Raw genomic sequence first — 25,562 nt, 5'->3', positions numbered from 1 at the left:
TGACTGCGGTGGCACCGGTCGACGAGTTCGTCCTCGGCCTGCCCGAGGTCAGCCTGCGTCCGTTCGTCGACAGGTACGTCGGCTACCGGCAACGGGCGGACATCCCGCTGGTGCGCCGCGAGTCGGCGGGCGTCTTCGTGGTGCTGATCCTTGGCTGGGGCGCTCCGCTGGACGTGACCGACCCGCGCAGCGCGCAGCGCGGCGTCACGATGGTCGACTCGTTCGTGGCCGGCACCTTCGACGGCTGGTGCACAACGCGCACTGTGGGTGTGGGGGAGGGCGTCGAGCTGCTGCTCGCCCCACTGACCGCCCGGCGGCTGCTCGGCCTGCCGCTGAGTGAGCTGACCAACCGGGCCGTCGACGTCGGGCAACTCCCGGGCCGTTGGCTGCATCGGCTGCGTGGCCGGCTCGCGGAGACGCCCGGCTGGCCGGAGCGGTTCGCCCTGCTCGACGGGGTCCTCGCGGCCCGGCTGGCGGCGTCCCCTCCGGTCGACGCCCGGCTCGACTGGGCGTGGCGGTGGCTCGTCTCCAGCGGTGGGCAGGGGAGTGTCGGTGTGTTGGCCGACGAGCTGGGCTGGAGCCGGCGACACCTCGCGTCCCGGTTCCGGCAGGAGGTTGGTCTGCCGCCCAAGATGGCCGCCCGGTTGCTGCGTTTCCAGCGGGCGTACGCGGTGCTCACCGACGTCGGACCGACCGCCGGGGCGCCGGCTTGCGCCGATCAGCGCGAGGTGGGCGCCGTCGACTGGGCCATGGTGGCGACGCGCTACGGCTACTACGACCAGTCCCACCTCATTCGGGACTTTCGCCAGTTCGCGGGGGCCACTCCGGCCGCCCTGCTCGCCGCCCGCGCTCCGGCCGGCTGACGCCACCCGGTCGGCAGGGGACGCGCCCAGGTCACATTCGTCCAATCCGGATCGGGGCCGCCGGCAGCAGAATCGGGTCATGCGAACCGTCTACCCGATCTTCCGTTACTCCGATCCCCGCGCCGCCATCGACTGGCTCTGCTCCGCCTTCGGCTTCCAGGTGCATTCGGTGCACGAGGCGTCGGACGGCACTGTCGCGCACGCCGAACTCGTCCTCGACACCGGCATGATCATGTTGGGTGGTCGGGCCGACGCGGCATCTCGACCGGCCGACGACGACTGGTCGGTCTACGTGGCGGTGCCGGACGTCGACGCCCACTGCGCCCGGGCACGCGCCGCCGGTGCCGAGATCACGCGCGAGCCGTTCGACACCGACTACGGTTCCCGTGACTACGCCGCCCGTGACCTGGCCGGCACCGTCTGGTCCTTCGGCACCTACCGGCCCTGAGCCAACCGCGCGGCACGCCGGGAGCCGTGCGGCACTGCCGGGCCGCACACCACCGCAGGGCGGCACAGCACCGCAGGGCGGCACAGCACCGCAGGGCGGCACAGCACCGCAGGGCCCTGCCGCACGCGGGACTCCAGGTGCGCGGGACTCCGGTGCACGGGACTGGACAACACGACTAGGCACGCCGCTTGACGTGCGGAAACGCCGGAAAATGGCCGGTCCGACCGCCGGACGGCACCATTTCCCCTGATTGCGGTGCGCGAGCGAGCTATTGCACTGGGTGATCGTCCTGCGTACTCTCCCTCGGTGGGGAGGCCGGGATGCCGCTGCCAACAAGTCCTGTCATTCGACGTGCACGTCTCGGCGCAGAGTTGCGCCAGTTACGCCGACGCGAGGCGCTGACCCTGGAGCAGGTCTGCGACCGGCTTGGCTGGGCCTCGACGTCGAAGTTGTCCCGCATCGAGCTGGGTCAGAGCCGCCCTGACCTCGCCGATGTGCTCGATCTGCTGGACATCTACAAGGTGCCCTCGCCCGCCCGGGACGCGCTGATCGTGATCGCCCGGGACGCGGCGACCAGCCGCGGCTGGTGGAAGACACTGGGCGAGATGAGCGAACGGCAGCGCACCTACGCCGAGTTGGAGGCGGGTGCCGCCGACATCGTCGAATACCAGCCGGCGATCGTGCCGGGGTTGCTCCAGACGCCCGCGTACGCGCGGGTGCTGGTCGCGGCCGGCGCCCAGCTCACGCCCGAGGTCGACGTGGAGGCCGAGGTGCGCGCCCGGGCGTTGCGGCAGGAGGTGTTGCGGCGGGCCTATCCGCCGCGCTACACGGCGGTGCTCGCCGAGGCCGTCTGTGACAGGGGCGACCTGCCGGACGAGGTCTGGCGTGAACAGTTGCGGCATCTGGTCGCCGTGACCGGGCTGTCCCATGTCACGGTGCGGCTGCTGCCCCGCGGGGCGGCCGGTGGTGGGCTGCATCCGCTGACCCCGTACTCCTGCTATGCCTTTCCCGACCCCGCGGACCCGCGGACGGTGATGTTGGAGGCGTTGACCACCGACGTGCGGTTGGCCACCGTGCTCGACGTCGACCGCTACCAGCGGATGACCGAGGCATTGCTGGCGGCCGCGCTGTCACCGGAGGAGACGGTCACCGTGCTGGCCCGCCGCGTCGGCGAGTAGAAGCCGCGCCGCGCGGCCACCGGGCCCGGCGCCCCCGAGCCCGTCGGGACCGGCGGCCGGCGCGTGCGCGTGCGCAGGGCACGATAACCGCGGGGTACGACAGCAGGCTCAGGCCTTCACGTCGAGGAAGTGCTCGACCACGGGCGGACCGGCGAAGTGTGGCCCGATCAACGCCCGCCACTGCTCGAACCGTTCGGTGGCCCGGAAGTTCTCCTCGTGCGCCTCGACCGAGTCCCATTCGACGAGCAGCACGAAGCGGGTCGGGGACTCGATGCCCCGGGTCATCCGCACGGATCGGCAGCCGGTTGCCCCGGCGAGAACCGGGTGACCCTCGGCGTACGCGGCGGCGAACGCGTCCTCGTGTCCGGGCAGTACGTCGATGAGCGCGACCTCAAGCACCATGTCGGACAGCCTCGCATGACGGGCCGCGTCGGCGGTGCCGCGGGGTCTGTTCCGGTGTCGACGGTGCCCGCCGCTGCATGTGCTGACTGACTGCGGGTCGCTCAGCGACCCGATAACCGCACCCGACCTGCACTAGCCTCCTAGGACACCACAGCGGGTGTGACGCGGCGGTCTGACGCGGGCGCTGCCCCCGGTATTCCCCGGCGAGGGGTGGTTGGCGCCACCGGGTGCCCGGGGTGTGATCACGGCGCGTGGTGGGCAACAATGGTCAACGAGGAGGGGAGTATTCCTTCGCGACGGAGTCGTCAGCACGGTCGATCGTCGGAACCACGGCGACCCGACCCGGCCCCGTAGGTCGCCGTTCCGTTCGCGGGCGGCGGCGGAAGAGACCTCCGACAGTCACCAGAGTGAGCGACAGCGGCACACCGGCCTCTCCGGGGGCGTACGGTGTGCCCGACGCCGCGTGTCTGCCGGAGGAATGAACGTTGGACGTGTCCGGATTGGTGTGGGCGGGAACGCTTGTCGCACTGACTGCGGTCCTGCTCGTCGACCTGTTGATCATCGGTCGGCGCCCGCACGAGCCGAGTGTGCGCGAGTCGAGCCTCTGGGTCGCCTTCTACGTCGGTCTCGCCCTGATCTTCGGCGTCGGTGTCTGGTTGACCTCGGGCGCCAGCTCCGCGGGGCAGTTCTACACCGGTTGGCTCACCGAATACAGCCTCTCGGTGGACAACCTCTTCGTCTTCGTGATCATCATGGCGCGCTTCGGGGTGCCCCGGCAGTACCAGCAGAAGGTCCTGCTCGTCGGCATCGTGCTGGCGCTGGTGATGCGGGGTGGGTTCATCGCCGCCGGTGCCGCGCTGATCTCGCAGTTCTCCTGGGTCTTCTACATCTTCGGCGCGTTCCTGATCTACACCGCGGTCAACCTGGCCCGGCAGGGTGAGCCGGACGAGGACGAGTTCTCCGAGAACCTGCTGATCCGGTGGAGCCGTAAGGCGCTGCCGATCTCCAAGGACTACGACGGCGCGAAGCTCACCACCCACTTGAACGGCAAGCGGTTGTTCACCCCGATGCTGATCGTGATGATCGCGATCGGCACCACCGACCTGATCTTCGCCCTGGACTCGATCCCGGCGATCTTCGGTATCACCCAGGAGCCGTACCTGGTCTTCACCGCGAACGTCTTCGCGCTGATGGGCCTCCGTCAGCTCTACTTCCTGCTCGGTGGCCTGCTCGACCGGTTGATCTACCTGAGCTACGGCCTGGCCGTCGTGCTCGGCTTCATCGGGGTCAAGCTGGTGCTGGAGGCGTTGGCCGACAACAACCTGCCATTCATCAACGGTGGAGAGCACGTCGGCTGGGCGCCGCACATCCCGATCTGGCTGTCGCTGCTGGTCATCCTCGGCACCCTGGGCATCGCCACCGCCGCCAGCCTGATCAAGTCCTCCCGGGACCGGCGCCGCGAGCTGGTCGACGCCCGACGCTGACGTGTCGCCGGCCGGGTGCGGGAAACGCGCCCGGCCGGTCAGACGCGGTGTGCGCCCACCAGCGTCGCCGTCCGGTCGGCCGGCAGGGGCTCCTCGATGACCCGCCGCCGCCGGTAGCAGGCGTGCAGCATCCGCCGCTCGCCACCGTTACCGGGCGGGGCGGTGACGATGCCGATGTGGTGGATCTTGCGGCCGGGTCGGGCGAAGAAGTAGAGATCACCGGGGCGTTCCGCCCCCAGTGCCAGCGGCGTGGTGGCGACGGCCTGGTCATCGGCGTCGCGGGGCAGCAGCACCCCGAACCGCCGCCAGGCCAGGTGCACCAGCCCGGAGCAGTCGATGCCGTGCGCGGAGAGACCGCCCCAGATGTAGGCCACGTCCAGCAGCCGCTGTGCCACCGCGAGCGCCTGCGCTGCGGCCGGCGCCTCGGCCGACGTGGCGACGAGGTGGTCGTCGGGCAACCAGAGTGGCGCGGCGTGACCGGGGACGTGCACCGGCCGCCAGTCGTCGCGCGCGGGGCCGGCCGGGACGAGGCGGGTGCCGACGACGACGCCGGGCAGCACCACCGGACCGTTCGGAGCGGCGTGCAGCCCGGTGACTGTGGAGTCGACCACCAGCGGCGGGTCGGTGCCGGTGTCGGTGGACGGGTCGACGGGGGTCAGTTGCTCGGTGGGAAGCCAGCCCGGGTAGCCGCGCGGGTCCAGCTTGGCGGCGGGCTGCTCGACGGCGACCACCCGGGCCCAGCCGTCCGGGCGCAGCTCGCTGACGAGGACCCGCTCGCCGAGCAGGAGCTGGCTCAGCACGCAGTCGCCGACCTGCTGGTCGGTGTCCAGGCCGGAAACCCAGGTCAGGATGTCGGCGCCGGCGGTCAGCGCCGGACGGTCGACCGGGCGGACCGCCTCGGGGGAGGTCCAGAGCGTCGCCACCGCGACCCGGACGACGGCCTCGCGGCCCGGTTGCAGCTTCACGTCAACCCCCAGATCGAGTCGGCTGTCCAGGGAACCCTATGAAAGAAACCAACGCTCATCAACCACGCGCCTGCACCTTTGCTTCAGCAAGGCCGGAGATGCCCAGGCCAGGCGCGTCGGGCAACACCACGGTCGCCCCCTCGTAGCGTATTCCGCCCTGCACCGGTGACCAGGCCAGCCACCAGGCGGCGTCCAGGTCGGGCACCGCGGTGGTGCCGTACGCGGCGACCAGGCTCGCCGCCGCACCGATGCCGACCTGGCTCTCCATCATGGAGCCGACCACCGTGCCGAGCCCGTGGGCGGTGGCAAGTTCGAGGAGGGTACGCGCCGGGTGCAGCCCACCGCACTTGGCCAGCTTGACGTTGACCAGGTCGGCGGCCCGACGACGGATCACCTCCACCAGGTCACGGACCCCGAAGACCGCCTCGTCGGCCAGGATCGGCACGGACACCCGGTCGCTCACCCAGGCCAGGCCGTCCAGGTCCCAGCGGGCCACCGGCTGCTCGACCAGCTCCACGTCGAGGCCGGCGTCCTCGATGCCCCGAATCACCCGGACCGCCTCCCGGGGCGTCCAGCCCTGGTTGGCGTCGAGCCGGATCCGCACCCCCGGGCCGACGGCCGCGCGAACGGCCCGGACCCGGTCCAGGTCGGTGCTCGCGTCGGTGCCGACCTTCAACTTCAGCACGCCGAAGCCGTCCGCCTGCCGCTGCCGCGCCGCCGCCGCCAGGTCCACCGCGTCGCCCGCCGCGAGCGTGACGTCCGTCGGCACCCGCAGCCTGGTGCCCCCGAGCAACCGCACCAGGGGTACGCCCAACCGCCGGGCGGCGAGGTCGTGCAGGGCGACGTCCACCGCGGCCTTCGCCGCCTCGTTGCCGACCACCGCGCGCTGCACCTCGGAGCATCGGGCCACCAGGTCGTCCGGGTCACGGCCGATCAGCTGGGGGCCGAGCAGTTCGCGTACGCACGCCCGTGCGCCGGCGACCGACGCGCCGGTGACCTGCCACACCTGGGGGGCCTCGCCGAAGCCGGAACGGCCGTCGGAGTCGACCAGTTCGACGACGAGGGTGTCCACTGTGGTGGTACGACGCAACGCGGTGACGAACGGGGTGTGTAAGGGGGCCGAAACCCGGTGGGTGCGTACCTCCGAGATCGTCATGTCAGGCACCCTATACGCAGGCGCACGTCGGGATGGGAGACCGGATGACCGGGCAGGGCTGGGAGCTGGTAGGTGCACCGAACGCACGCGATCTGGGTGGGCTCGTCGGTGCCGACGGGAGGCGGGTCCGGGCGGGGCAGTTGCTCCGCACTCCCGCGCTGGGGCGGCTGACCGACGAGGATCTGCCGGTGCTCGCGAAGCTGGGACCGGCGTGCGTGCTCGACCTGCGCGCCCCCGCGGAGATCGAGGTCGCCCCGGCGGATCGACTGGCCGGTGAGCCACGGGTGGTGTGCCTGCCGGTGCACGACCCGGAGCACCCGGTCTTCACGTACGTGTCGGCGGTGCTGCTCGGCCACGACCTGAACGCGTACGCGGAGCTGGCCCGGCAGGGCACGACGGGGGCGATGGCCGCCATCTACCGGTGGTTCGTGACCGGCGAGTCGGCTCGGGTCGGCTTCGCGGAGGCGGTGCGGCTGGCCGCCCAGCCGGAGAACCTGCCGATGGTCTACCACTGCTCCGCCGGCAAGGACCGCACCGGTTGGCTGACCGTCATCCTGTTGACGGCGCTCGGCGTGGACGAGGCGGCGATCCGCGCCGACTACCTACGCAACAACGAGCTGACCGACAGCCTGCGGGCGGTGATCATCGAGGCGATGCGACGACGGCAGCCGGAGCTGGACGTCGACGCGGTGCTGCCGGTGTTGGAGGTCCGCGCCGAGTACCTCGACGCCGGCTACGACGAGGTACGCCGCGTGCACGGCTCGTTCGACGCGTACCTGCGGGACGGGTTGGGATTGACCGACGAGACCCTCAGCGCGTTGCGGGCGCAACTGCTGGAGTGACCGGCGCGCCCGGGGGTGTGCCGACGCGGGCGGCCAGGCCGAGGACGATCAGCGCCTGGCCGGCGGCGTAGGTCGCCATGACCAGCACGGGTGCGCCGGGTGGTTGGGCCACCTCGGCCACCCCGGCGGCGATCAGCAGATCGGAGCCGAGGAACAGCGCTGCGCCGAGACCGACCCGCCAGCCCTTGGTGGTGGCGGTGGTGGCCATCGCGGCCAGCGCGAGCGCGTAGCCGGCCACCGGCACGGCGAGCCCGGCGTCGGTCAGTCCCGCCCACATCCACCACAGCGCGACGACGGTCAGCACCGCGTACGTCAGAGGGACCGCGAGCAGCGGCGCACGCCGCAGCGCGGTCGCGGCGCCGTGTCGGGTGAACGCCGCGATGTAGCAGAGGTGCGTGCCGAGGAAGCAGGCCATGCCGGCGATGAACCAACCGGTGTCGTCGCCGAGCAGGAACACGTCGCCGCCGGTGGAGAAGGCCAGCCCGACGAGCACCAGCCGGTCCGGGCGGGCGCCGCGCTCGGCGGCGGCCCGCCAGAGGTACGCGGCCAGCAGCGGCATCAGCAGCGGCTTGGTGAGTGCCTCGGCCACGCGGCCATCGGTGGCGTTGGCCAGCAGGTTCGCCGCCGTCACGACGAGGAAGGCGATGAGGATGGTGCGACTGCGGGGCATCGGCGGCTCCGGGGTGGGGGTGCGAGCAGCCTAGCCGCAACGGCGGGTCGTGGTCAGAGCTGGTGACGGGCGGCCCAGACCTGCGCGGAGATGTGTGCGAGCAGCCGGCAGGCGTCGTCCTCGACCTCGTCGTCGCCGCCGGCCAGGTCGGTGGTGGTGGTGGTGCAGACGGTGATCAGGTAGGGCGGGGCGTCGTCGGGCAGGACCAGGCCGGCACCGTGTCGGACCCCGCGTACCCAACCGCTCTTGTGCGCGATGCGGGTGCCCTCGGGCAGGCCGGCGGCCAGGTCCTCGCGGTGCTCCTGGGCGAGAAGGACGTCCAGCATGGCCGTGCAGCCGGCGGGCGAGGCGAGCGGGCCCGGGGTGTCGGCCCCGGTGGCCAGTGCGCCGAGCAGGGCGGCCAGGTCGGCGGCGGTGACCGTGTTGGTGATGCCGGCCTCGCGGGCGGCGAAGTCCTCGATGCCGCGGCCCGTGACGCTGGTGCGGGCGCCGGTGCCCGCCCACACCTCGGCCACCGCGGGCAGCCCGACGTGCCCGATGACCAGGTTGGTGGCCAGGTTGCTGGATCGCACGATCATCCGGTCGGCCAGCCAGCGCAGCGACGCCGTGCCACCCAGCCGGTCCCAGACCGCGTCGTCGTTGTCGTAGTGCTGGGCGCAGGAGAACCGGGGCGCGCCAGGCTGGGCGGAGTCGAACTCGTTGAGAACGGGGACCGGGGCGTCCAGGTCCAGCGTGCCGGCCTCGGCGGCGCGGTGCAGGGCGGCGAGCACCGCCACCTTCATGGTGCTCGCCGCGTAGTGGGCGGCGTCCGGGTGACGGGTCCAGGTTGGCGGCGCGTCGGGTCGGCCCACGTACGCCGAGACGGTGCCGGGCACCTTGTCCAGGTGGGCGTCGAGATCATCCCAGGTCATGCCGGTGACCGTAGCCGATCGACGGCAGCCGGTCGGGCTGGCCCGCGTACCCCTGGGGAAAACCGACGGGCGCGCCGGCCGCAAGCGGCCGACGCGCCCGGTGTCGGGTGCTGGTGGGGTCAGCCGGCGTGCTTGCGGCGGGCGGTGGCCCGGCCCCGCAGCTGCTGGTCGAGCACCACCTTGCGGATCCGGACCGTGGCCGGGGTGACCTCGACGCACTCGTCCTCGCGGCAGAACTCCAGTGCCTGCTCCAGCGAGAGCTTGCGCGGCGGGACCAGCTTCTCGGTCTCGTCGGAGGTCGACTGCCGCATGTTGGTGAGCTTCTTCTCCTTGGTGATGTTGACGTCCATGTCGTCGGAGCGGGAGTTCTCCCCGACGATCATGCCCTCGTACACCTCGGTGGTCGGGTCGACGAAGAGCTGACCGCGCTCCTGCAGGTTGGTCATCGCGAAGGCGGTGACCGCGCCGGCCCGGTCGGCGACCAGGGAGCCGTTGTTGCGGGTGCGCAGCTCGCCGAACCACGGCTCGTAGGACTCGAAGACGTGGTGCAGGATGCCGGTGCCCCGCGTGTCGGTGAGGAACTCGGTGCGGAAGCCGATCAGGCCGCGCGCCGGAACCAGCCACTCCATCCGGATCCAGCCGGTGCCGTGGTTGACCAGCTGCTCCATCCGGCCCTTACGGGTGGCGAGGAGCTGGGTGATCGCGCCCAGGTATTCCTCCGGGGCGTCGATGGTCAGCCGCTCGACCGGCTCGCAGGTCTTGCCGTCGATCTCCTTGGTGACCACCTGCGGCTTGCCGACGGTCAGCTCGTAGTTCTCCCGGCGCATCTGCTCGACCAGGATGGCCAGCGCCAGCTCACCGCGGCCCTGCACCTCCCAGGCGTCCGGCCGCTCGGTGGGCAGCACCCGCAGCGACACGTTGCCGATCAGCTCCTTGTCGAGCCGGTCCTTGACCATCCGGGCGGTGACCTTGGCGCCCTTGACCCGGCCGACCAGCGGCGAGGTGTTGGTGCCGATGGTCATCGAGATGGCCGGCTCGTCGACGGTGATCAGCGGCAGCGCGACCGGGTTCTCGAGGTCGGCGAGGGTCTCACCGATCATGATCTCCGGGATGCCGGCGACGGCGATGATGTCGCCCGGGCCGGCGGTCTCGGCCGACGTGCGCTCCAGGCCCTCGGTCATCAGCATCTCGGAGATGCGAACCCGCTGGGTGCTGCCGTCGGTGCGGCACCAGGTCACCGTCTGACCCTTGTTGATGGTGCCCTGGCGGACCCGGCACAGCGCCAGCCGGCCGAGGAACGGCGAGGCGTCGAGGTTGGTGACGTGCGCCTGCAGCGGCGCGCCCTCGTCGTACGAGGGCGGCGGGATGGTGTCGAGCAGGGTGCGGAACAGCGGCTCCAGGGAGGTGCTGTCGTCGGGCACCGAACCGTCGGCGGGCTGGGTCAGCGAGGCGATGCCGTCGCGGGCGCACGCGTAGACGATCGGGAAGTCGATCTGCTCCTCGTCGGCGTCCAGGTCGAGGAAGAGCTCGTAGGTGTCGTCCACGACCTCCTTGATCCGGGCGTCCGGCCGGTCCACCTTGTTGATCACCAGGATGATCGGCATCCGGGCCCGCAGCGCCTTGCGCAGCACGAAGCGGGTCTGCGGCAGCGGGCCCTCGCTGGCGTCGACGAGCAGCACCACACCGTCGACCATGGTGAGGCCGCGCTCCACCTCGCCACCGAAGTCGGCGTGGCCGGGGGTGTCGATGATGTTGATGGTGACCGGGTCGGAGCCGTCCGCGGGCAGGTAGCGCACACCGGTGTTCTTGGCCAGGATCGTGATGCCCTTTTCGCGCTCCAGGTCACCCGAGTCCATCACCCGCTCGGTGTTCTCGCCCCGGGCGCCGTACGCCCCGGCCTGCCGCAACATGGCGTCGACCAGGGTGGTCTTGCCGTGGTCGACGTGAGCGATGATGGCGACGTTGCGGAGGTCGGTGCGAAGCTGCATACCCTCTATCCTTCCGCCTGCGCTCGCGCAGGCTGCGTCGGGGTCACCCCCAGGTGCCCCTGATCTATGGTGAAACTGCTGTGCCGGTGGTTCCCCCGGCTGGCATGCTGGCTCCCGTGTCCCGGGGGCCTGAGTGCACGACCTGCTGACCTGGGTGCAGGGTCTGCCCACCCTGTGGATCTACCTGGTCGCCGCGCTGATCGTGGCGGGCGAGACCGCGGTGATCTTCGGCCTGCTCGTGCCGGGTGAGGCTACCCTGCTGCTCGTCGGCTTCCTCACCTACAACGGTACCTTGCGGCTCGCGCCGGCGTTGCTCGCGATGATCGCCGCGGCGGTCCTCGGTGACGGGCTGGCCTTCCGCGCCGGACGGCGCTACGGCCCCCGCCTGCGCGCCGGGCTGGGCCACCGGGTCGGGCCGCAGCGGTGGGGTCGGGCCGACGCCATGCTCGCCCGGCTGGGTGGTCGGGGCGTGTTCGCGGCCCGATGGGTGGCCTTCGCCCGCACGTTGGTGCCCCGGTTGGCCGGTGCGGCCGGCATGCCGTACCGGCGTTTCGCCCTGTGGAACCTGGCCGGGGTGGTGACCTGGGTGGGCGGCTCGATCCTGCTCGGTCACCTCGCCGGTGAGTCGTACGACACGGTCTCCCGACTGCTCGGCCGGGCCACCGGCGCGGCGCTGGTGCTGCTGGCCGGCCTGTTGGGTGTGGTGCTCGCCGGCCGGTGGCTGGGTCGCAATCCCGACCCGGTCCGCGCGCTGCTGTCCCGGGCGGGCGCGCTGCCCCCGGTGCGCTGGCTCACGGCCCGCTACGGGGTGCTGTTCTTCCTGGTGGCCATGCGGATCGGGCGGGGGTGGACGCTGCTGCTCAATCTGGCCGCCGGGCTCCTGCTGCTCTTCGTCGCCGGGCTCGCCATCGCGGGTCTGCTCGGCGTGGCGGTCCGCAACAGCGGGTTGGCCGCCCTGGACGGCGCCATCGCGGGCTGGTTCGCCTCCCGGCGCACCCCCGGCGCGGCCGACGCCACGATGGTCGTGGTGTCGGTGGTACGAGGGTCGGTGCTGATCGTGCTGGTGGCGTTGGTGGCCGCGGTGCTGGCGTGGCGTAACCGACCTTGGCGGGCGGACCTGCTCAGCGTCGTCGGCACGGTGGGCGCGTTCGTGCCGCTGGTGGTGCTGGCCGTGGTCGCCGAGCTGACCGGGTCGCACGGCAGCGCGCCGGGTGGCGGCGACTCGGCCCCGCTGCCGACCCAGAACGCCGTGGTCGCGGCGAGCCTGTGCACCCTGGCCTGGCTGGTGTCCCGCAGTTCCCGTTGGCCGGTGGCGGTGGCTGCCTGGACAGCCGCCGCCGCGGGGGTGCTCGGGATCAGCGGCGCACGGCTCTACCTCGGTCTGGACACGGCGAGCAGCACCGCCGCGGCGGTGCTGCTCGGGGTGCTCTGGACGGTGGTCTTCGTGGTGGCGTGGGCCACCCGGGACCGGGCGGTGGGGGATCTGGAGCAGCCGGTGGAACCTGCCCGGCCGCCGTCGCAGGGGCATCGCCGCCCAGTTGAACCTTGCTAGGGTGCGGCGAGGATCACATCGGGGGAGGCAAGGGCATGGTTCGACGGACGAGACGGTTGGGCACCGCGGTGCTCGCCGGGTTCCTGTTGGCGAGCACGCTGGTCGGCTGCGCCACCAAGGGGGAGAGCCCGCAGGACCTGGCCGCCCCGGTGGCGGTCACCGACGCGCCGACGGACGCCCCCGCCGACGAGCCCACCGGGGAGCCGAGCCCGTCGGTGAGCGCCCTGGAGTCGATGGGTGCCGCGCCGAGCCTCAGCGCGACGCCGACGCCGACGAAGAAGCCGACGAAGAAGCCGACCCGCACGGCGCCGAAGCCACTCGCCGTGGCGAAGCCGCCCACCGAGACGCAGGTCCCGCCGGCCCCGCCGAAGCCCGCACCGAGTTCGTGCAAGCCGACGTACAAGGGCACCCAGGCGACCCGGGCCGAGGCGAAGGCGGCGCTGACCGACGCGGCCGCGCGCACCTACTGGCCGACCTCCGCGCCGAAAATCAAGGTCCCGCTCACCCTGCTCAAGGCCACCGCCTGGCAGGAGAGCGGCTGGCAGTCCAACATCTACGCCTGCGACGGCGGTGTCGGGCTGATGCAGGTGATGCCGGGCACCGCGACCTGGATGAACCAGCGGTTCGAGAAGAGCTACGAGATCCACGACTACCGGGACAACGCCTACCTCGGCGCCACCTACCTGGCCTGGGCGACGAAGTACATCGGCGACATGTACTTCGAAGCCGACTACCGCCTCGATCCGGCCCTGTGCACCGCCGAGCTGAACTCCTGCCTGCTCAACGCGGTCATCGCCTCGTACAACTACGGGCACGGTGCGGTGGCGCAGGAGGGCAAGCCCCTGGCCATCCCCAACCCGTCGTACGTGCGCAACGTGCGGGCGCTGATGACCGAGTGCGTCTGCCTGGACTACTGACCTCGACGGGGGCCGTGACGGTGTCGCCACGGCCCCCTATCGGTCAGTCGCGGGCGGCGACCGGCTCCGGCGACGCCGGGATGTCCTCCGGGCGGTCGCGGGTGATCCGCCCGGGCCACCAGAAGCGCTCACCCAGCATGAACGCCAGCGCCGGCACCAGGACCGTGCGCACCAGCAGGGTGTCCAGCAGGACGCCGATGCAGACGATGATGCCGATCTGGGTCAGTGTGATCAGCGGCAGCACGCCGAGCACCGCGAAGACCGCGGCGAGCAGCACCCCGGCGCTGGTGATCACTCCGCCGGTGACCCGCAGGGCGGAGAGCATGCCGTCGCGGGTGCCCGCGCTGCGGGCGTCCTCCCGGGCCCGGGTGACCAGGAAGATGTTGTAGTCCACCCCCAGCGCCACCAGGAACACGAAGGCGAGCAGCAGCACGCCGCTGTCCAGGGCGGGGAAACCCAGCACGTGGTCGAAGAGCAGCCACGCCGCGCCGAGGCTCGCGAAGAACGACGCGATCACGGTGAGCACCAGCAGCAGCGGTGCGAGCAGGCCGCGCAGCAGCAGCACGAGCACGGCGCCGACCAGCAACAGGATGATCGGCAGGATCAGTCGCAGGTCGCGGTCGTTGGCCTCGTCGGAGTCGTACGTGGCGGCCACGGAGCCACCGACGATCGCCCCGGACGGCGCGTCGGCGCCGGCGGCGGCCGGGGGAGCGGAGTCGGGAACGGCGGCGACGGCCTCGCGCAGCGCCTCGATCGCGCGGTCCGAGGCGGTCGTGCCGGGCTCGGCTTCCAGGACCACGTCGACCTGGGCCACGGCGTCACCGGCGTCACCGGGGCGCGCCGAGGCCACACCGGGCACGGCGGTGGCGGCGTCGGTGACGGCCCGCACCGCCGCCGGGGTGGTGAGCACGGCCACCGGCTGGGTGCTGCCGGCGGGGAAGGCCCTCGCGAGGGTCTGCGCCCCGGTCACCGCCTCGGGCTCGGCCCGGAACTGCTCGGTCTCGGACAGGCCGGTGCGGATCCCGAGCCCACCCAGCGCCAGACCGCCGAGCAGCAGGGTGGCCAGCACCGCGACCACCACCGGGCGGCGTTCCACGGCGGCGCCGAGCCGGCCCCAGAGCCGTCCCTCACGGACCGGGCCACCGACACGGGGCACGAACGGCCAGAACAGACCCCGACCGAAGAGCACCAGGACGGCGGGGAGCACGAACAGGGCCGAGAGCATGGCGAAGACCACACCGGTGGCGCAGGCCACCGCCAGCGCCCGGTTGGTCTCCTGCTCGCTGAGCAGCAGGGTGAGGACACCGAGGATCACGGTGCCGCCGCTGGCGAGGATGGGCTCGGCGGTGCGGCGCAGCGCGGCGCGCATCGCCGCGAACCGGTCCTCCTCGCGCCGCAGCTCCTCCCGGTAGCGGGCGATGAGCAGCAGGGCGTAGTCGGTGGCGGCGCCGAAGACCAGCACACTGGCGATGCCGGTGACCTGGCCCTGCTGGAGGTTGATGCCGACGGCCGGGACGATGGTGTCCACCGCGCGCAGGGTGAGCTGCTCGGTCGCCGCGACCACGGCCAGCGGCACGATCCACAGGAACGGGCTGCGATAGGTGATCAGCAGCAGCAGCGCCACGACGGCCGCGGTTACCGCGAGCAGGGTGATGTCGGCGCCGTCGAACACCGAGGAGAGGTCGGCGGTGAAGGCGGGGGAGCCGGTCACCTCGGCGGTCAGCCCGGGCAGGTCCGCCAGGGCGGTGCGCAGCTGGGTCACCGTCTCGGTGACGGCCTCCTGCCCGCCGGCGGTGTCGATCGGGATGGCGATGAGGGCCACCGTGCCGTCCGGGGAGACCTGTGCGGGGCTGATCTGCCCGCCCACCGCGAAGCGGCGCAGATCGCCGGCGCGGGCGTCGACGCTGGCCCGGTCGGCGTCGCTCAGCGCGCCCCGGTCGCCTCGGCTGACCACCACGATCGCCGGTTGCACCTCGCTGGACGGCAGCTGGTCCTGTAGGCGCTGCACCTGGGTCGACTGCCACTCCACCGACAGGCCGGTGGCGGAGACCGGTGCCGGGTTGTCCGGCTGGGGTGTTCCGAAGACGGCCGCGGCGACGACGATCGCCGCGGCCACGGTGAGCCAGGCGGCCAGCCGGCCGCGGGCGACTCTGGTGAACACAGACATCAGGTGACCTCAGGGTCCTTCGAAAGCCGAGTATCTTGACTTTCGAGATTATCGACCGCTGTTCTATGCTGCAACCCGAGAGACCGACGACAGGGAGAAGCGGCGCGAGGTGGCGACTCACGGCATGTACCGACGGCGCGACACGCGCCGCGAGCAGCTGGCCGCGGAGATCACCAACAACCTCCGGCGGTACGCGGCCGACGCCCAACAGGTCGGCCACGCCTTCGCCAACCTGCACGGCCTCAACCCGACCGACCTACAGGCCTTGATCGCTGTGATGGACGCCGAGCTGCTCGGGGACCCGATCACCCCCGGCCGTCTCGGTGAGCGACTCAACCTCTCCTCCGGCTCGGTCACCGCCCTGATCGACCGACTTGAGCGGGCCGGCCACATCCGCCGCGACCGCGACACCGTCGACCGGCGCAAGGTGCTGCTGCACTACGCCGACCAGGGCGCCGCCCTGGCCATGCAGTTCTTCCGGCCGCTGGGTGCCCGCACCGACGCGGTGATGGCCCGCTTCAGCGAGGACGAGCTGGAGATCGTGCAGCGGTTCGTGGCGGAGATGAGCGAGTCTCTGCGGGGCCACCGCGACTCGGTCCGCGCCGCCCGGCCCGAGTCGCCCCGCCGCCCGACGGCCTGACCGGTGCCGGACCGGCTCGCCGCCCGCCTCGCCGCCGCAGCGCTGCGGCTGCCACCGATCCGGCCCGGTTCGGTGCGGGTCACCCGCGACATCCCGGTCCGGACCCGCGACGGCGTGGTGCTGCGCACCGACCACTACGCCCCGGCAGTCCGGGATGCGCCGACCGTGCTGATCCGCACCCCGTACGGGCGGGGCGGCCCACTGCGGCTGCTCGGCCGGCTGCTCGCCGCGCGGGGCCGGCACGCGGTGATCCAGTCCTGCCGGGGCACCGACGGCTCCGGTGGGACCTTCGCCCCGCTCGTGCACGAGCGCGACGACGGGTTGGACACCCTTGACTGGCTGCGCCGCCAGCCCTGGTGGGTCGGCCGGCTCGGCATGTTCGGGGTCAGCTACCAGGGCTTCGCGCAGTGGGCGCTGGCCGCCGACGCTGGCGAGGAGCTGCGCGCGATGGTCGCGGTGGTGACCGCCTCGGCCACCCGCGACTCGACGTACGCGGGGGAGTCCTTCGCCCTGGACACCGTGCTGACCTGGGCGGAGCTGCTGCACGCGCAGACCGTGCCGTGGCTGGCCCGGCAGTGGGAGCTCAAGCGCGGGCAGCCCCGGCTGGCTGCCGCGCTGCGGCACCTGCCGCTCGTGGACGCCGACCGGGTCGCCACCGGCGTGACCATCCCCTTCTTCCAGGAGTGGCTGCGTCACCACAGCCCGGACGCCGTCTACTGGCGGACCAGGGTCTTCGCCGACCGGGTGGCCCGGGTGCGCGCGCCGGTGGTCATGGTCACCGGTTGGCACGACATCTTCCTGCCCGCCCAGCTCGACGACCACGCCACCCTGCGCGCCGCCGGCGCCCAGCCGCGACTGGTGATCGGCCCCTGGACGCACGGCAGCCCCGGCCTGTTCGTGGCCGCCCTGAGCGAGGGGCTGGCCTGGCTCGACGAGCACCTCACGGCCACGCCACCGGCGGACGAACACCCGCTCCGGAAACCCCCGGTACGGCTGCACGTGAGCGGTCCCGGCGGCGGCTGGCGGGACCTGCCGGCCTGGCCACCACCGGCGGTCGAGACCCCCTGGCACCTGCATCCGGATGGTGAGCTGGCGGTGCGCCCGCCGGTGACCTCGCCGCCCGACGAGTTCCGCTACGACCCGGCCGACCCCACCCCGTCGCTGGGCGGGCCACTGCTCGTCGCCCAGCGGGCCGGCCCGGTGGACAACCGGCCCGTCGAGGCCCGCCCCGACGTGCTGACCTACACCAGTGCCCCGCTGACCGGGCCGGTCGAGGTGATCGGCCCGGTACGCGCCGAGATCCACGTCCGCAGTGAACTGCCCTACCTGGACGTCTTCGTGCGACTGTGCGACGTGGACCGCCGGGGCCGCTCGTGGAACGTGTGCGACGGTCTGGTGCGGGTGACGCCCGACCGCTTCCCGGCCGACCCCTGCGGGGCGCTGCGGGTCCCGGTACCGCTCTGGCCGACCGCGTACCGGTTCGCCGCCGGGCACCGGCTGCGGGTGCAGGTCAGCGGTGGAGCCCATCCGCGCTGGGCGCGCAACCCCGGCACCGGGGAACCCCTCGGCACGGCGGTTACGCTGCGTGCCGGCTGGCGGCAGGTTCTGCATGACCCGACTCACCCCTCAGCGGTGCTGTTGCCGATCGTCCACTCTGCCCCGGTGCAACCTCCAATCTGAACAGAGCCCCTCTGAGCTGGGCATTTACCGGAAACACGGGCTATGGTTGTGTCAACGCCCGGCGCCGTGCATCAGCAGACCGGGCTCGTCCAAAGCCCAGCACCGCGTACGCGGTGTGACGTCGTGCCCGGTCCCCGCCCCATCTGAGAGGGGGACCCCATGACCCGGGCCCCGGCTAATCTGTTGGCCCTTCGAAGCCTGCTCCTCACTCACCTCGACAACGCCCCCGGCCCGGACGACCTGGATCCGGCGGAGGTCGGCATCGTCGGCGACCCGGCCCACCGCGGCGGTTACCACTGCGGATCCGACCGGGTGGTCAAGAACGACTACTCGGTGGTCGAGTCATCCCGGGACCGGGCCGGACTGACCCTCGACGCGGCGGCGTTGGACGTCGGTCAGTTCGAGGTCCGCTCCGGTGGCCGTACGCACACCCTGGCCAGCTTCTCGGCCTGGTGCGTGGCCCAGTGCGCCGCGAACGCCGCCGACACCCGGGACATCCGCGAGATCATCTACAGCCTCGACGGCAGCACGGTGAAGCGGTGGGACCGCCTCGGCAAACGCAGCAGCGGCGACAGCTCGCACCGCTGGCACACCCACTTCAGCTTCTTTCGTGACGCCATCAAGGCGGGCCGCGACCAGCGGCCATTGTTTCGCCGCTACCTCACCACCATCGGCCTAATCGCCACACCACCGTTGACGGAGGAGACTGAGATGGAACTCACCGACAAGATCCAGCGCGACACCGGCCGCCCGCAGCGCACCGTCGACGACGTTCTGGCCGACCTGTCGAACCTGCGGAACTGGCTCGTGTCGGCGCCCGGCTCGCCCGGTGTGGTCGGTGCCCCGGCGCCAGGCTCGCCCATCGCGGTCATCGCCGCGGCGGCTGACCGGCCGGCCGGGGATCGGGACGAGCAGGCAATCATCGCCGGCGTGCTGGCCGGGCTGACGCCGGAGAAGATCGCCGCCGCGATCCCGCCCGCCATGGCCAAGCAGGTCGCCGACGAGTTGGCCCGCCGGCTCGTCGCCTGAGCGAGGGGCGGCCCGCCCCCACCGGGCCGCCCCCCAGCGTTCCACTCCGCAACAACTGTTGGGCAATAAGCATTGCGCAACAGCTGTTGCGGATGGCATCGTGGCGGTATGGAGACACCCGCCGTACGCCAGATCACCGACTCGCGGGTGCTGGCCGCCATGGCCCACCCGCTGCGACGCCGCCTGATGGACGTGCTCAAGGTGCACGGGCCCTCGACCGTCGGACTGCTCGCCGAACGCACCGACCAGGCGCCGGCGAACGTCAGCCACCACCTCAAGGTCCTCGCCGCCGCGGACCTGGTCACCGAGGCCCCCGAGCTGGCCCGCGACCGGCGCGAACGGTGGTGGCGGCTGGTCACCCGCGGGCTGCGCTGGTCCAACACCGACTTCGACGCCGACCCGGCCGCCCGGGCGGTCGCCGACGCGGCCACCTCGCTCAACCTCGACCGGCACGTCGCACTGGCCCGCGCATGGCACGCCGCCGACGAGGCCGAGCAGGCATCCTGGCACGACGCCGCGTTCTCCACGGACCACTGGCTGCGCCTCACGCCTGAGGAACTGGCCGAGCTGAGCCGCGAGATGATCGGCGTCCTCTCGCGCTGGGCCAACCGGGACCTGCCCGACGACGACGCCGAGCGCCGACCGGTCTTCGTGTTCGTCCACGGCGTGCCGGCGCGACCGTGACCGCCGCCACCCGCAGCGACCCGACCCCCGTGCGCCAGGCCGGCGGGCTGCTGCGGCACCGCGACTTCCGGCTGCTCTGGACCGGCCAGACGGTCAGCAGCATCGGCAGCAACGTCACCACTGTCGCGCTTCCGCTGGTCGCGGTCGCCGTCCTGGACGCCGGCACCTTCCAGGTGGCGGTGCTCACCGCCGCGGCCTGGCTGCCCTGGCTGCTGATCGGCCTGCCGGCCGGCGCGTGGGTGGACCGGCTGCCCCGCCGACCCGTGATGGTGGCGTGCGACCTGTTCCGCGCGCTGCTCTTCCTCAGCGTGCCGCTCGCCGCCGCACTCGACCGGCTCACCGTCTGGCACCTGCTCCTGGTGGCGCTCAGCGCCGGCGTCGCCCGGGTCTTCTTCGAAACAGCCGACCAGGTGTACCTGCCGGTGCTGCTGCGACCCGAGCAACTGCCGGAGGGCAACGCGAAGCTGCACGCCGCCCAGACCGCGAGCTATGTCGTCGGCCCCGGCGTCGCCGGTCTGATCGCCCAGGTCATCGGTGCGGTCACCGCTCTGCTGCTGGACGCGATCAGCTTCCTGGTTTCCGCGGTGTGCCTGCTGCGGATCCGCACCGTCGAACCGCGCGTTCGCCGAGTGGACCAGTCCCGGTCACTGCGCCGCGACATCGCCGAGGGGCTGCGCTTCGTCGCCCGAGACCCGTACCTGCGGGTGCTGACGGTCTTCGGCGCGGCCAGCAACATCGGGCTGACCGGCTACCAGGCCGTCCTGGTGGTCTTCCTGGTCCGTGAGTTGCGTCTCGAACCGGGCCTGGTGGGCGTCCTGATCGCCGTGATGAGCGCCGGAGGGATCATCGGGGCGTTGCTCGCCACCACGCTGGGCCGGCGCTGCGGCACCGCGCGGGCGCTGCTGATCGGGGCGGCGTTCACCGGCCCGCCGGCTCTGCTCATCCCGCTCGCCGCACCCGGCATCGGGCTGGCCTGGCCAGCCCTCGGAGGTCTGCTGATCGGCCTCGGCGTGGCCATCGGCAACGTCGTCAAGGGTGCCTTCCGGCAGACCTACACGCCGCACCACCTGCTGGGCAGGGTGACGGTGAGCATGCATCTGCTCAACTACGGAACGATCCCGCTGGCGGCCCTGCTGGCCGGTGCGATCGGCGCGCGCTACGGCGTCGCGACAGCAATATTCGTGATGACCGCCTGGTTGGCGCTCACCCCGTTGATTCTGTTGATCGGGCCAATCCGGAGGCGGCGGGACCTGCCCGCCGCCCCGGCGGCGTCTTGAGTGCGCTGCGACGGCGGCCGGAGACCGGCCGCCGTCACCGGCACGGAGCTACATCGGGCGGACGTTGTCCGCCTGCGGACCCTTCTGCCCCTGGGTCACCTCGAACTCGACCTTCTGGCCCTCGTTGAGCTCCCGGTAGCCGCTCGAAGCGATCGCGGAGTAGTGGACGAACACGTCCGGCCCTCCGCCATCCTGCTCGATGAAGCCAAAGCCCTTTTCCGAGTTGAACCACTTAACCGTGCCGGTTGCCATGCATCTCTCCCTGTTCAAAGCGGCTGACCCTCGGCCTCTGGCCGATGATCGCCCGTACCTGTTCGACAGTAACGGGCAAAACCCCGATCCGCTGGCCGAAGTGCCGTAGGTCTTTGTGTGAAGTCGGGTGAACTCTGCGCGGCGGCATGTGAAACCCGCCCCGAACACCCGCCGCTGGGGCATGCTTGCGCCGATGACAGGTGCCGCAGCCGACGCGCTGACCGAGCTGGAACGCGAAATCGACGCGCCCGGCGCCGGCCTGGACCGGCTCCGGTTGGTCCCCACCCCGTTCGTGCCCGAGGTGCGGTTGCATCTGGCCGAGGACGCGATCGTCTGGTGGGCCCGAATGGAAGCCGCCGCGGGCCACGCCCTGCCCGCGCCGTACTGGGCGTCCGCCTGGGCTGGAGGCCAGGCGCTGGCCCGTCACCTCCTGGACCACCCTGAGCTGGCCGCCGGCCGCCGGGTGCTCGACCTCGCCGCCGGGTCGGGACTGGTCGCCATCGCCGCCGCGCTGGCCGGCGCAACGCAGGTGACCGCCAACGACATCGACCCGTACGCCGTCGCCGCTGTCACGCTCAACGCGCGCGTCAACCGGGTCGCCGTCGACGCCGTCGGGGACGACCTGCTCGACAGCGCCGACCCGGAAGCCGACCTGGTGGTCGCCGGCGACGTCTTCTACGACCGCGAGATGGCCGACCGGATGCTGCCGTTCCTCCAGAGAGCCGCCGCCGCGGGTGCCGACGTGCTGGTCGGAGACCCGGGTCGGGGCCACCTGCCGACGGACCGCCTGACCGTGCTGGCCGACTATCCGGTGCCCACCACCGAACCGTCGGTCGACTCGTCGCTACGCCGGGTGCAGGTGCTGCGACCCGCCTGAGTGCGGACGCCGGCTCAGGGGCGACCCCGAGACCGATACCAGGGGTGCCTGGGGGCTGTAACCGGATGTCCGAAGTGGTGCCGCGGCCATAGCGTACGAGGCATGACGCAATGGCTGGCACAGATCGGTGAACTGCCCGTTCTGCTGCTGATGGGTGCGCTCGGGCTCGTCATGCTCTTCGACGCCGTACCCCTGCTGGGTGTCCTGATCCCCGGCGACGTGGCGATCCTGGCCGCCGTCGGGGTGGGACGCCCGACCACCGGGCTGGCCACGTTCGCCGCGGTCCTGGTCGGCTGCCTGGCCGGCTGGTCGCTGAGCTTCCTCGTCGGCCGCCGCTACGCCGAGCAACTGCGGCACAGCCGGATCGGCGGCTGGATCGGCGAGGCGCGCTGGACGGCAGCGGAGGGCATCCTGCGTCGCGGTGGCGGTCGGATGATGGTCGTCGCGCCGTTCCTGCCCGTGTTCAACGCGCTGCTTCCGCTGGCCGCCGGTGGGCTGCGCATGTCGTACGGTCGATTCCTCGGTTGCGCCGCGATCGGCGCGACCGCCTGGGCCGGTCTCTACCTCGCGCTGGGCACCGCGTCGCGGTCGCTGGCCGGGCTGCTCCCGGGGGACCCCAGCCCGCTGCTGGTCACCATGGGGGTCGGGGTGGTGTTGGCTTCCGTCGTGCTGCTGGGGGCGCGGCGGCGGTTGTTCGCTGTGACTGGTTGAGCTTTCCAAGGTTGCGGTGTGGGGGCGGGGCCTGCCGTGCCCGGCTCCGGGCGGTCAGGCTTGATCCCTGCGCCGGGCACGGCAGGCCCCGCCCCCGTTGTGGCTTCGGCTCGTGCGTTCGTGCCTTGCCCGCCGGGGGTTGAATGATCTTGGCGGTTCCTGGGCGACGTTGGGTCTTCTGTTTTTCGGGTTACCAGCCTCTTGCTTTCCACTGGGGGAGGGCTGGGCGTTCGGCTCCCAGGGTGCTGTCGCTGCCATGGCCGGGGTAGAACCACGTGTCGTCCGGCAGTTGGTCGAACAGCTTGTGCTCGACGTCGTCGATCAGCGCGGCGAAGCGCTCCGGGTCCTTGTCGGTGTTGCCCACGCCACCTGGGAAAAGGCTGTCCCCGGTGAAGAGGTGCGGGGTGCCGGCCGGGTCGCGGTAGAGCAACGCGATCGACCCCGGGGTGTGCCCCTTGATGTGGATGACCTCCAGCGCGCAGTCACCCACCGCCACGGTGTCGCCCTCGGCCAGACTCTCCGCCTCGATCGGCAGCCCGGCGGCGTCGTCGGCGTGCACCAGCGCCCGGGCGCCGGTCTTGGCGACCACCTCCTCCAGCGCCACCCAGTGATCCATGTGCTGGTGGGTCGTCACCACGGCGGTGAGGCCACCGTCGCCGATCAGCTCCAGCAGCCGGGGCGCCTCGTTGGCGGCGTCGATCAGCACCTGGTCACCGGTGCCCGTGCAGCGCAGCAGGTAGGCGTTGTTGTCCATCGGGCCCACGGACAACTTGCTGATGGTGAGCCCGTCCAGCTCCCGTACCGCCGGCGCTCCGCCGTGCGTGACGTCTCCGCTGTATGTCATGACGTTTCTAGATCCATTCCGGTGGAGTAGGTAGGGGACCGTCGGGCGTGACGGAGAGCGGTTCGCCGTCGGCGCGGCCGATCAGCCAGGCGGCGAGGTCGAAAACAGGACCGGTGACGATCGGGGCGCCGTCCCGGTCGCCGAGCACCACGTCGTGCTCGCTCCCGTCCAGGCGGAGCACCATCGACGGCGGTGTCGGCCCGGTGGCGTGATGGCTCGCAGCCTCGCGCAGCAGTCGGTGTGCGAACGTCTCCGACCAGTCGGCGGGTCGGTAGTCGGCGGCCAGGTCGAGGTGGTGCACCTCGATCTCCCGCAGCCGGCCCCAGACGAGCAGCGCGGCCGGCCACGGGCCCTTACGCGCCTGCACCGTCGCCGCCCACGCCTCGGCGGGCATCGCCTCGACCGCCTCGGCGAACAGGTCGGCGGTGCGGCGAAGGTCGTCCAGGTGCTCGGCGGGCGGGCGGCCCGAGCCGGCGTCGATGTCCGCGGTGCGGGCCGCCAACGACGAGTACATCGGCAGCGCCTGCCCGGTGCGGGCCGCGGTGAGCAGGTTGACGAAACCATCGGCGTTGCGGGCCACGTGCGCCAGCACATGGCCGCGCGTCCAGCCCGGGAGCAGCGACGGGGCCGCCAGGTCCGCGGCGTCGAAAGAAGCGGCGGTACGCAGAAGTCGGCTGGTGGCCGCGTCCACCTCGCCCATCAGCAGCAGCGGGTCCGTGGTCACCCGTCGACCCTAGCGGTCCGCCGTCAAGACGTCGCCGGGGAAATCGCTTTCGGCGCGTCGGCGCGCGACCTACCGTCAGCGGCAGACGCGGCACCGGGACATCGGACGGAGGTGGTTGATCATGCCGGACGTGGCACGCGTGTTCCGCCATCACCAGCTTCGACACCGATGAGGATGCCATGACGATCGATCTGACCGCCCTCGGCTGGGACGCCGAGCGGGCGGCGTACGCCGAACGACGCGGCGAGCACCACCCGGGTCGGGTGGCCCGGGTGGACCGGGGTGTCTGCACGGTGCTCACCGCGACCGGCCCGGTCCGGGCCAGCCTGGGCGGGGCGGTGCTCGCCGCCGCCGCCCGAGACCCGTCCGCGCTGCCCTGCGCCGGGGACTGGGTCCTGCTCAACCACTGGCCGGACCGCCGCGTCACAGTGGAGGCCGTGCTGCCCCGCCGGGGCGCGCTGATCCGGCGTACCGCCGGCAAGGACGCCAGCGGCCAGGTGCTGGCCGCCAACCTCGACGCGGCCGCCGTGGTGGAGCCGGTGCACCCCGAGCCGGACGTGGGCCGGATCGAACGGTTGCTCGCCCTGGCCCACGAGTCCGGCGCCCGACCGCTGGTGGTGTTGACGAAGGCCGACCTCGCGGCCGACCCGGCCGCGCTGGCCCGCCAACTGGCCGCGATCGCGCCCGGGGTGCCGGTGCTGCCGGTCAGCGCCGAGCGTGGCACCGGGCTGGACCCGCTGCGCGCCGAGGTGACGTCCGGCCGCACGCTCGGCCTGCTCGGGCCCTCCGGTGCCGGCAAGTCCAGCCTGGTCAACGCCCTCGCCGGCACCGTGGTGATGCCGACACAGGCGATCCGCCGGGTCGACGGCAAGGGTCGGCACACCACCACCTGGCGGGCCCTCGTACCGATCCCCGGCGGGGGCGCGGTGATCGACACCCCCGGTGTGCGGGCGGTCGGCCTGCTGGACGGCGCGGCCGGGCTCGACCGGGCGTTCGCCGACATCGCCGGGCTGGCCGAGGGCTGCCGGTATGCCGACTGCGGGCACGACGGCGAGCCCGCCTGCGCGGTCCGCGACGCGCTGCACACCGGGGAGCTCTCCACCCGTCGGTGGGAGAGCTGGCGGAGGCTCCAGGGCGAGGTCGCCCACGAGAGCCGACGGCGGGAGGCGCGGGTGGCGGCGGAGCGGCGCGGCGGATGGCGGTCGGCTCGACGTCGGACGGCCCGGCCGCCGTCGCCCGGGGGCTACTGACCAGCGGCCGGCGTTCTGCGCGGTCGAGGCTTGTGGCTCCGGGCGGTCGAG

25 protein-coding genes are annotated in these 25,562 nt (G+C 72.3%); 15 read left to right on the top strand and 10 right to left on the bottom strand.

Annotated elements, in window-relative coordinates; genetic code table 11:
* The first annotated feature begins 8 nt into the window (after positions 1 to 8).
* The 3 genes from CLT68_RS29420 to CLT68_RS29410 all read left to right on the top strand — a co-directional run bounded on the left by CLT68_RS29420 (position 9) and on the right by CLT68_RS29410 (position 2,489).
* Positions 9 to 863 (top strand): helix-turn-helix domain-containing protein, encoded by an 855-nt coding sequence (locus CLT68_RS29420; protein WP_099855859.1) that lies wholly within the window; start codon positions 9 to 11, stop codon positions 861 to 863.
* 79 nt (positions 864 to 942) lie between these two features.
* Positions 943 to 1,311, top strand: a complete 369-nt coding sequence (locus CLT68_RS29415; RefSeq protein WP_099855857.1) for a VOC family protein — start codon at positions 943 to 945, stop codon at positions 1,309 to 1,311.
* 320 nt (positions 1,312 to 1,631) lie between these two features.
* Positions 1,632 to 2,489, top strand: a complete 858-nt coding sequence (locus CLT68_RS29410) for a helix-turn-helix domain-containing protein (RefSeq protein ID WP_099855855.1) — start codon at positions 1,632 to 1,634, stop codon at positions 2,487 to 2,489.
* Positions 2,490 to 2,597: 108 nt separating this feature from the next.
* On the opposite strand, the gene CLT68_RS29405 is transcribed toward CLT68_RS29410, so the two are convergent.
* Positions 2,598 to 2,891 (bottom strand): antibiotic biosynthesis monooxygenase family protein, encoded by a 294-nt coding sequence (locus CLT68_RS29405; RefSeq protein ID WP_099855853.1) that lies wholly within the window; start codon positions 2,889 to 2,891, stop codon positions 2,598 to 2,600.
* A 485-nt stretch (positions 2,892 to 3,376) separates the two neighbouring features.
* Here CLT68_RS29405 and CLT68_RS29400 point away from each other — a divergent pair, with 485 nt between their 5' ends.
* Positions 3,377 to 4,375: a TerC family protein gene (locus tag CLT68_RS29400; RefSeq protein ID WP_099855851.1), complete on the top strand. Its 999-nt coding sequence runs from the start codon at positions 3,377 to 3,379 to the stop codon at positions 4,373 to 4,375.
* Positions 4,376 to 4,413: 38 nt separating this feature from the next.
* Here CLT68_RS29400 and CLT68_RS29395 read toward each other — a convergent pair whose 3' ends face one another.
* Entirely contained in the window at positions 4,414 to 5,340 is a 927-nt protein-coding gene (locus CLT68_RS29395; protein ID WP_088949277.1) for a C40 family peptidase, read from the bottom strand.
* 58 nt (positions 5,341 to 5,398) lie between these two features.
* Entirely contained in the window at positions 5,399 to 6,496 is a 1,098-nt protein-coding gene (locus tag CLT68_RS29390; protein WP_099855849.1) for a mandelate racemase/muconate lactonizing enzyme family protein, read from the bottom strand.
* Between the two features lie 44 nt (positions 6,497 to 6,540).
* Between CLT68_RS29390 and CLT68_RS29385 the strand changes: the two genes are divergently transcribed.
* Positions 6,541 to 7,338 carry a tyrosine-protein phosphatase gene (locus CLT68_RS29385; protein WP_099855847.1) on the top strand — a complete coding sequence of 266 codons (798 nt, stop codon included), beginning with the start codon at positions 6,541 to 6,543 and terminating at the stop codon, positions 7,336 to 7,338.
* Here the strand turns inward: CLT68_RS29385 and CLT68_RS29380 are convergent.
* From CLT68_RS29380 to typA, 3 genes are all read right to left on the bottom strand, one after another.
* Entirely contained in the window at positions 7,307 to 8,008 is a 702-nt protein-coding gene (locus tag CLT68_RS29380; protein WP_099855845.1) for a lysoplasmalogenase, read from the bottom strand. The genes CLT68_RS29385 and CLT68_RS29380 overlap by 32 nt on opposite strands.
* Before the next feature lie 53 nt (positions 8,009 to 8,061).
* Positions 8,062 to 8,919 carry a serine hydrolase gene (locus CLT68_RS29375; RefSeq protein ID WP_099855842.1) on the bottom strand — a complete coding sequence of 286 codons (858 nt, stop codon included), beginning with the start codon at positions 8,917 to 8,919 and terminating at the stop codon, positions 8,062 to 8,064.
* A gap of 119 nt (positions 8,920 to 9,038) precedes the next feature.
* Positions 9,039 to 10,907, bottom strand: a complete 1,869-nt coding sequence (gene typA, locus CLT68_RS29370; protein WP_088949273.1) for a translational GTPase TypA — start codon at positions 10,905 to 10,907, stop codon at positions 9,039 to 9,041.
* A gap of 133 nt (positions 10,908 to 11,040) precedes the next feature.
* On the opposite strand from typA, the gene CLT68_RS29365 reads away from it, so the two are divergent.
* Together CLT68_RS29365 and CLT68_RS29360 are read left to right on the top strand one after the other, a co-directional pair.
* Positions 11,041 to 12,459, top strand: coding sequence for a DedA family protein (locus CLT68_RS29365; RefSeq protein WP_099855839.1), 1,419 nt, complete (start codon positions 11,041 to 11,043; stop codon positions 12,457 to 12,459).
* A 35-nt stretch (positions 12,460 to 12,494) separates the two neighbouring features.
* The gene (locus CLT68_RS29360) at positions 12,495 to 13,376 is read left to right on the top strand and encodes a lytic transglycosylase domain-containing protein (protein ID WP_099855837.1); all 882 of its coding nucleotides are present in this window, start codon (positions 12,495 to 12,497) and stop codon (positions 13,374 to 13,376) included.
* Between the two features lie 43 nt (positions 13,377 to 13,419).
* Here CLT68_RS29360 and CLT68_RS29355 read toward each other — a convergent pair whose 3' ends face one another.
* Positions 13,420 to 15,543 (bottom strand): efflux RND transporter permease subunit, encoded by a 2,124-nt coding sequence (locus CLT68_RS29355; protein ID WP_099855834.1) that lies wholly within the window; start codon positions 15,541 to 15,543, stop codon positions 13,420 to 13,422.
* 124 nt (positions 15,544 to 15,667) lie between these two features.
* Here CLT68_RS29355 and CLT68_RS29350 point away from each other — a divergent pair, with 124 nt between their 5' ends.
* The 5 genes from CLT68_RS29350 to CLT68_RS29330 all read left to right on the top strand — a co-directional run bounded on the left by CLT68_RS29350 (position 15,668) and on the right by CLT68_RS29330 (position 20,853).
* On the top strand, positions 15,668 to 16,183 hold the full coding sequence (locus CLT68_RS29350) for a MarR family transcriptional regulator (RefSeq protein WP_099855832.1): 516 nt from the start codon (positions 15,668 to 15,670) through the stop codon (positions 16,181 to 16,183).
* Positions 16,184 to 16,186: 3 nt separating this feature from the next.
* Positions 16,187 to 17,863, top strand: a complete 1,677-nt coding sequence (locus CLT68_RS29345) for a CocE/NonD family hydrolase (RefSeq protein WP_099855829.1) — start codon at positions 16,187 to 16,189, stop codon at positions 17,861 to 17,863.
* A 159-nt stretch (positions 17,864 to 18,022) separates the two neighbouring features.
* Entirely contained in the window at positions 18,023 to 18,892 is an 870-nt protein-coding gene (locus CLT68_RS29340; protein ID WP_099855827.1) for a hypothetical protein, read from the top strand.
* Positions 18,893 to 19,000: 108 nt separating this feature from the next.
* On the top strand, positions 19,001 to 19,576 hold the full coding sequence (locus CLT68_RS29335) for an ArsR/SmtB family transcription factor (protein ID WP_099855824.1): 576 nt from the start codon (positions 19,001 to 19,003) through the stop codon (positions 19,574 to 19,576).
* A complete protein-coding gene (locus tag CLT68_RS29330) occupies positions 19,573 to 20,853 on the top strand; it encodes an MFS transporter (protein ID WP_099855822.1) in 1,281 nt (426 codons plus the stop codon). Before CLT68_RS29335 ends, CLT68_RS29330 begins: the two co-directional genes overlap by 4 nt.
* 48 nt (positions 20,854 to 20,901) lie before the next feature.
* Here the strand turns inward: CLT68_RS29330 and CLT68_RS29325 are convergent, their stop codons facing one another.
* Positions 20,902 to 21,105, bottom strand: a complete 204-nt coding sequence (locus CLT68_RS29325; protein ID WP_007462771.1) for a cold-shock protein — start codon at positions 21,103 to 21,105, stop codon at positions 20,902 to 20,904.
* A 193-nt stretch (positions 21,106 to 21,298) separates the two neighbouring features.
* Between CLT68_RS29325 and CLT68_RS29320 the strand changes: the two genes are divergently transcribed.
* Both CLT68_RS29320 and CLT68_RS29315 read left to right on the top strand, forming a co-directional pair.
* The gene (locus CLT68_RS29320) at positions 21,299 to 21,982 is read left to right on the top strand and encodes a class I SAM-dependent methyltransferase (protein WP_406083423.1); all 684 of its coding nucleotides are present in this window, start codon (positions 21,299 to 21,301) and stop codon (positions 21,980 to 21,982) included.
* A 102-nt stretch (positions 21,983 to 22,084) separates the two neighbouring features.
* A complete protein-coding gene (locus CLT68_RS29315; RefSeq protein WP_099855820.1) occupies positions 22,085 to 22,693 on the top strand; it encodes a DedA family protein in 609 nt (202 codons plus the stop codon).
* 190 nt (positions 22,694 to 22,883) lie between these two features.
* On the opposite strand, the gene CLT68_RS29310 is transcribed toward CLT68_RS29315, so the two are convergent.
* Entirely contained in the window at positions 22,884 to 23,537 is a 654-nt protein-coding gene (locus tag CLT68_RS29310; protein WP_099855818.1) for an MBL fold metallo-hydrolase, read from the bottom strand.
* Positions 23,538 to 23,544: 7 nt separating this feature from the next.
* The gene (locus CLT68_RS29305) at positions 23,545 to 24,261 is read right to left on the bottom strand and encodes a maleylpyruvate isomerase family mycothiol-dependent enzyme (RefSeq protein WP_099855816.1); all 717 of its coding nucleotides are present in this window, start codon (positions 24,259 to 24,261) and stop codon (positions 23,545 to 23,547) included.
* Between the two features lie 179 nt (positions 24,262 to 24,440).
* On the opposite strand from CLT68_RS29305, the gene rsgA reads away from it, so the two are divergent.
* Positions 24,441 to 25,511: a ribosome small subunit-dependent GTPase A gene (gene rsgA, locus CLT68_RS29300; protein WP_099855814.1), complete on the top strand. Its 1,071-nt coding sequence runs from the start codon at positions 24,441 to 24,443 to the stop codon at positions 25,509 to 25,511.
* Positions 25,512 to 25,562: the final 51 nt, after the last annotated feature.

The sequence above is a fragment of the Micromonospora sp. CNZ299 genome (assembly GCF_002754415.1).
This window is presented reverse-complemented; position numbering and strand designations above follow the sequence as displayed.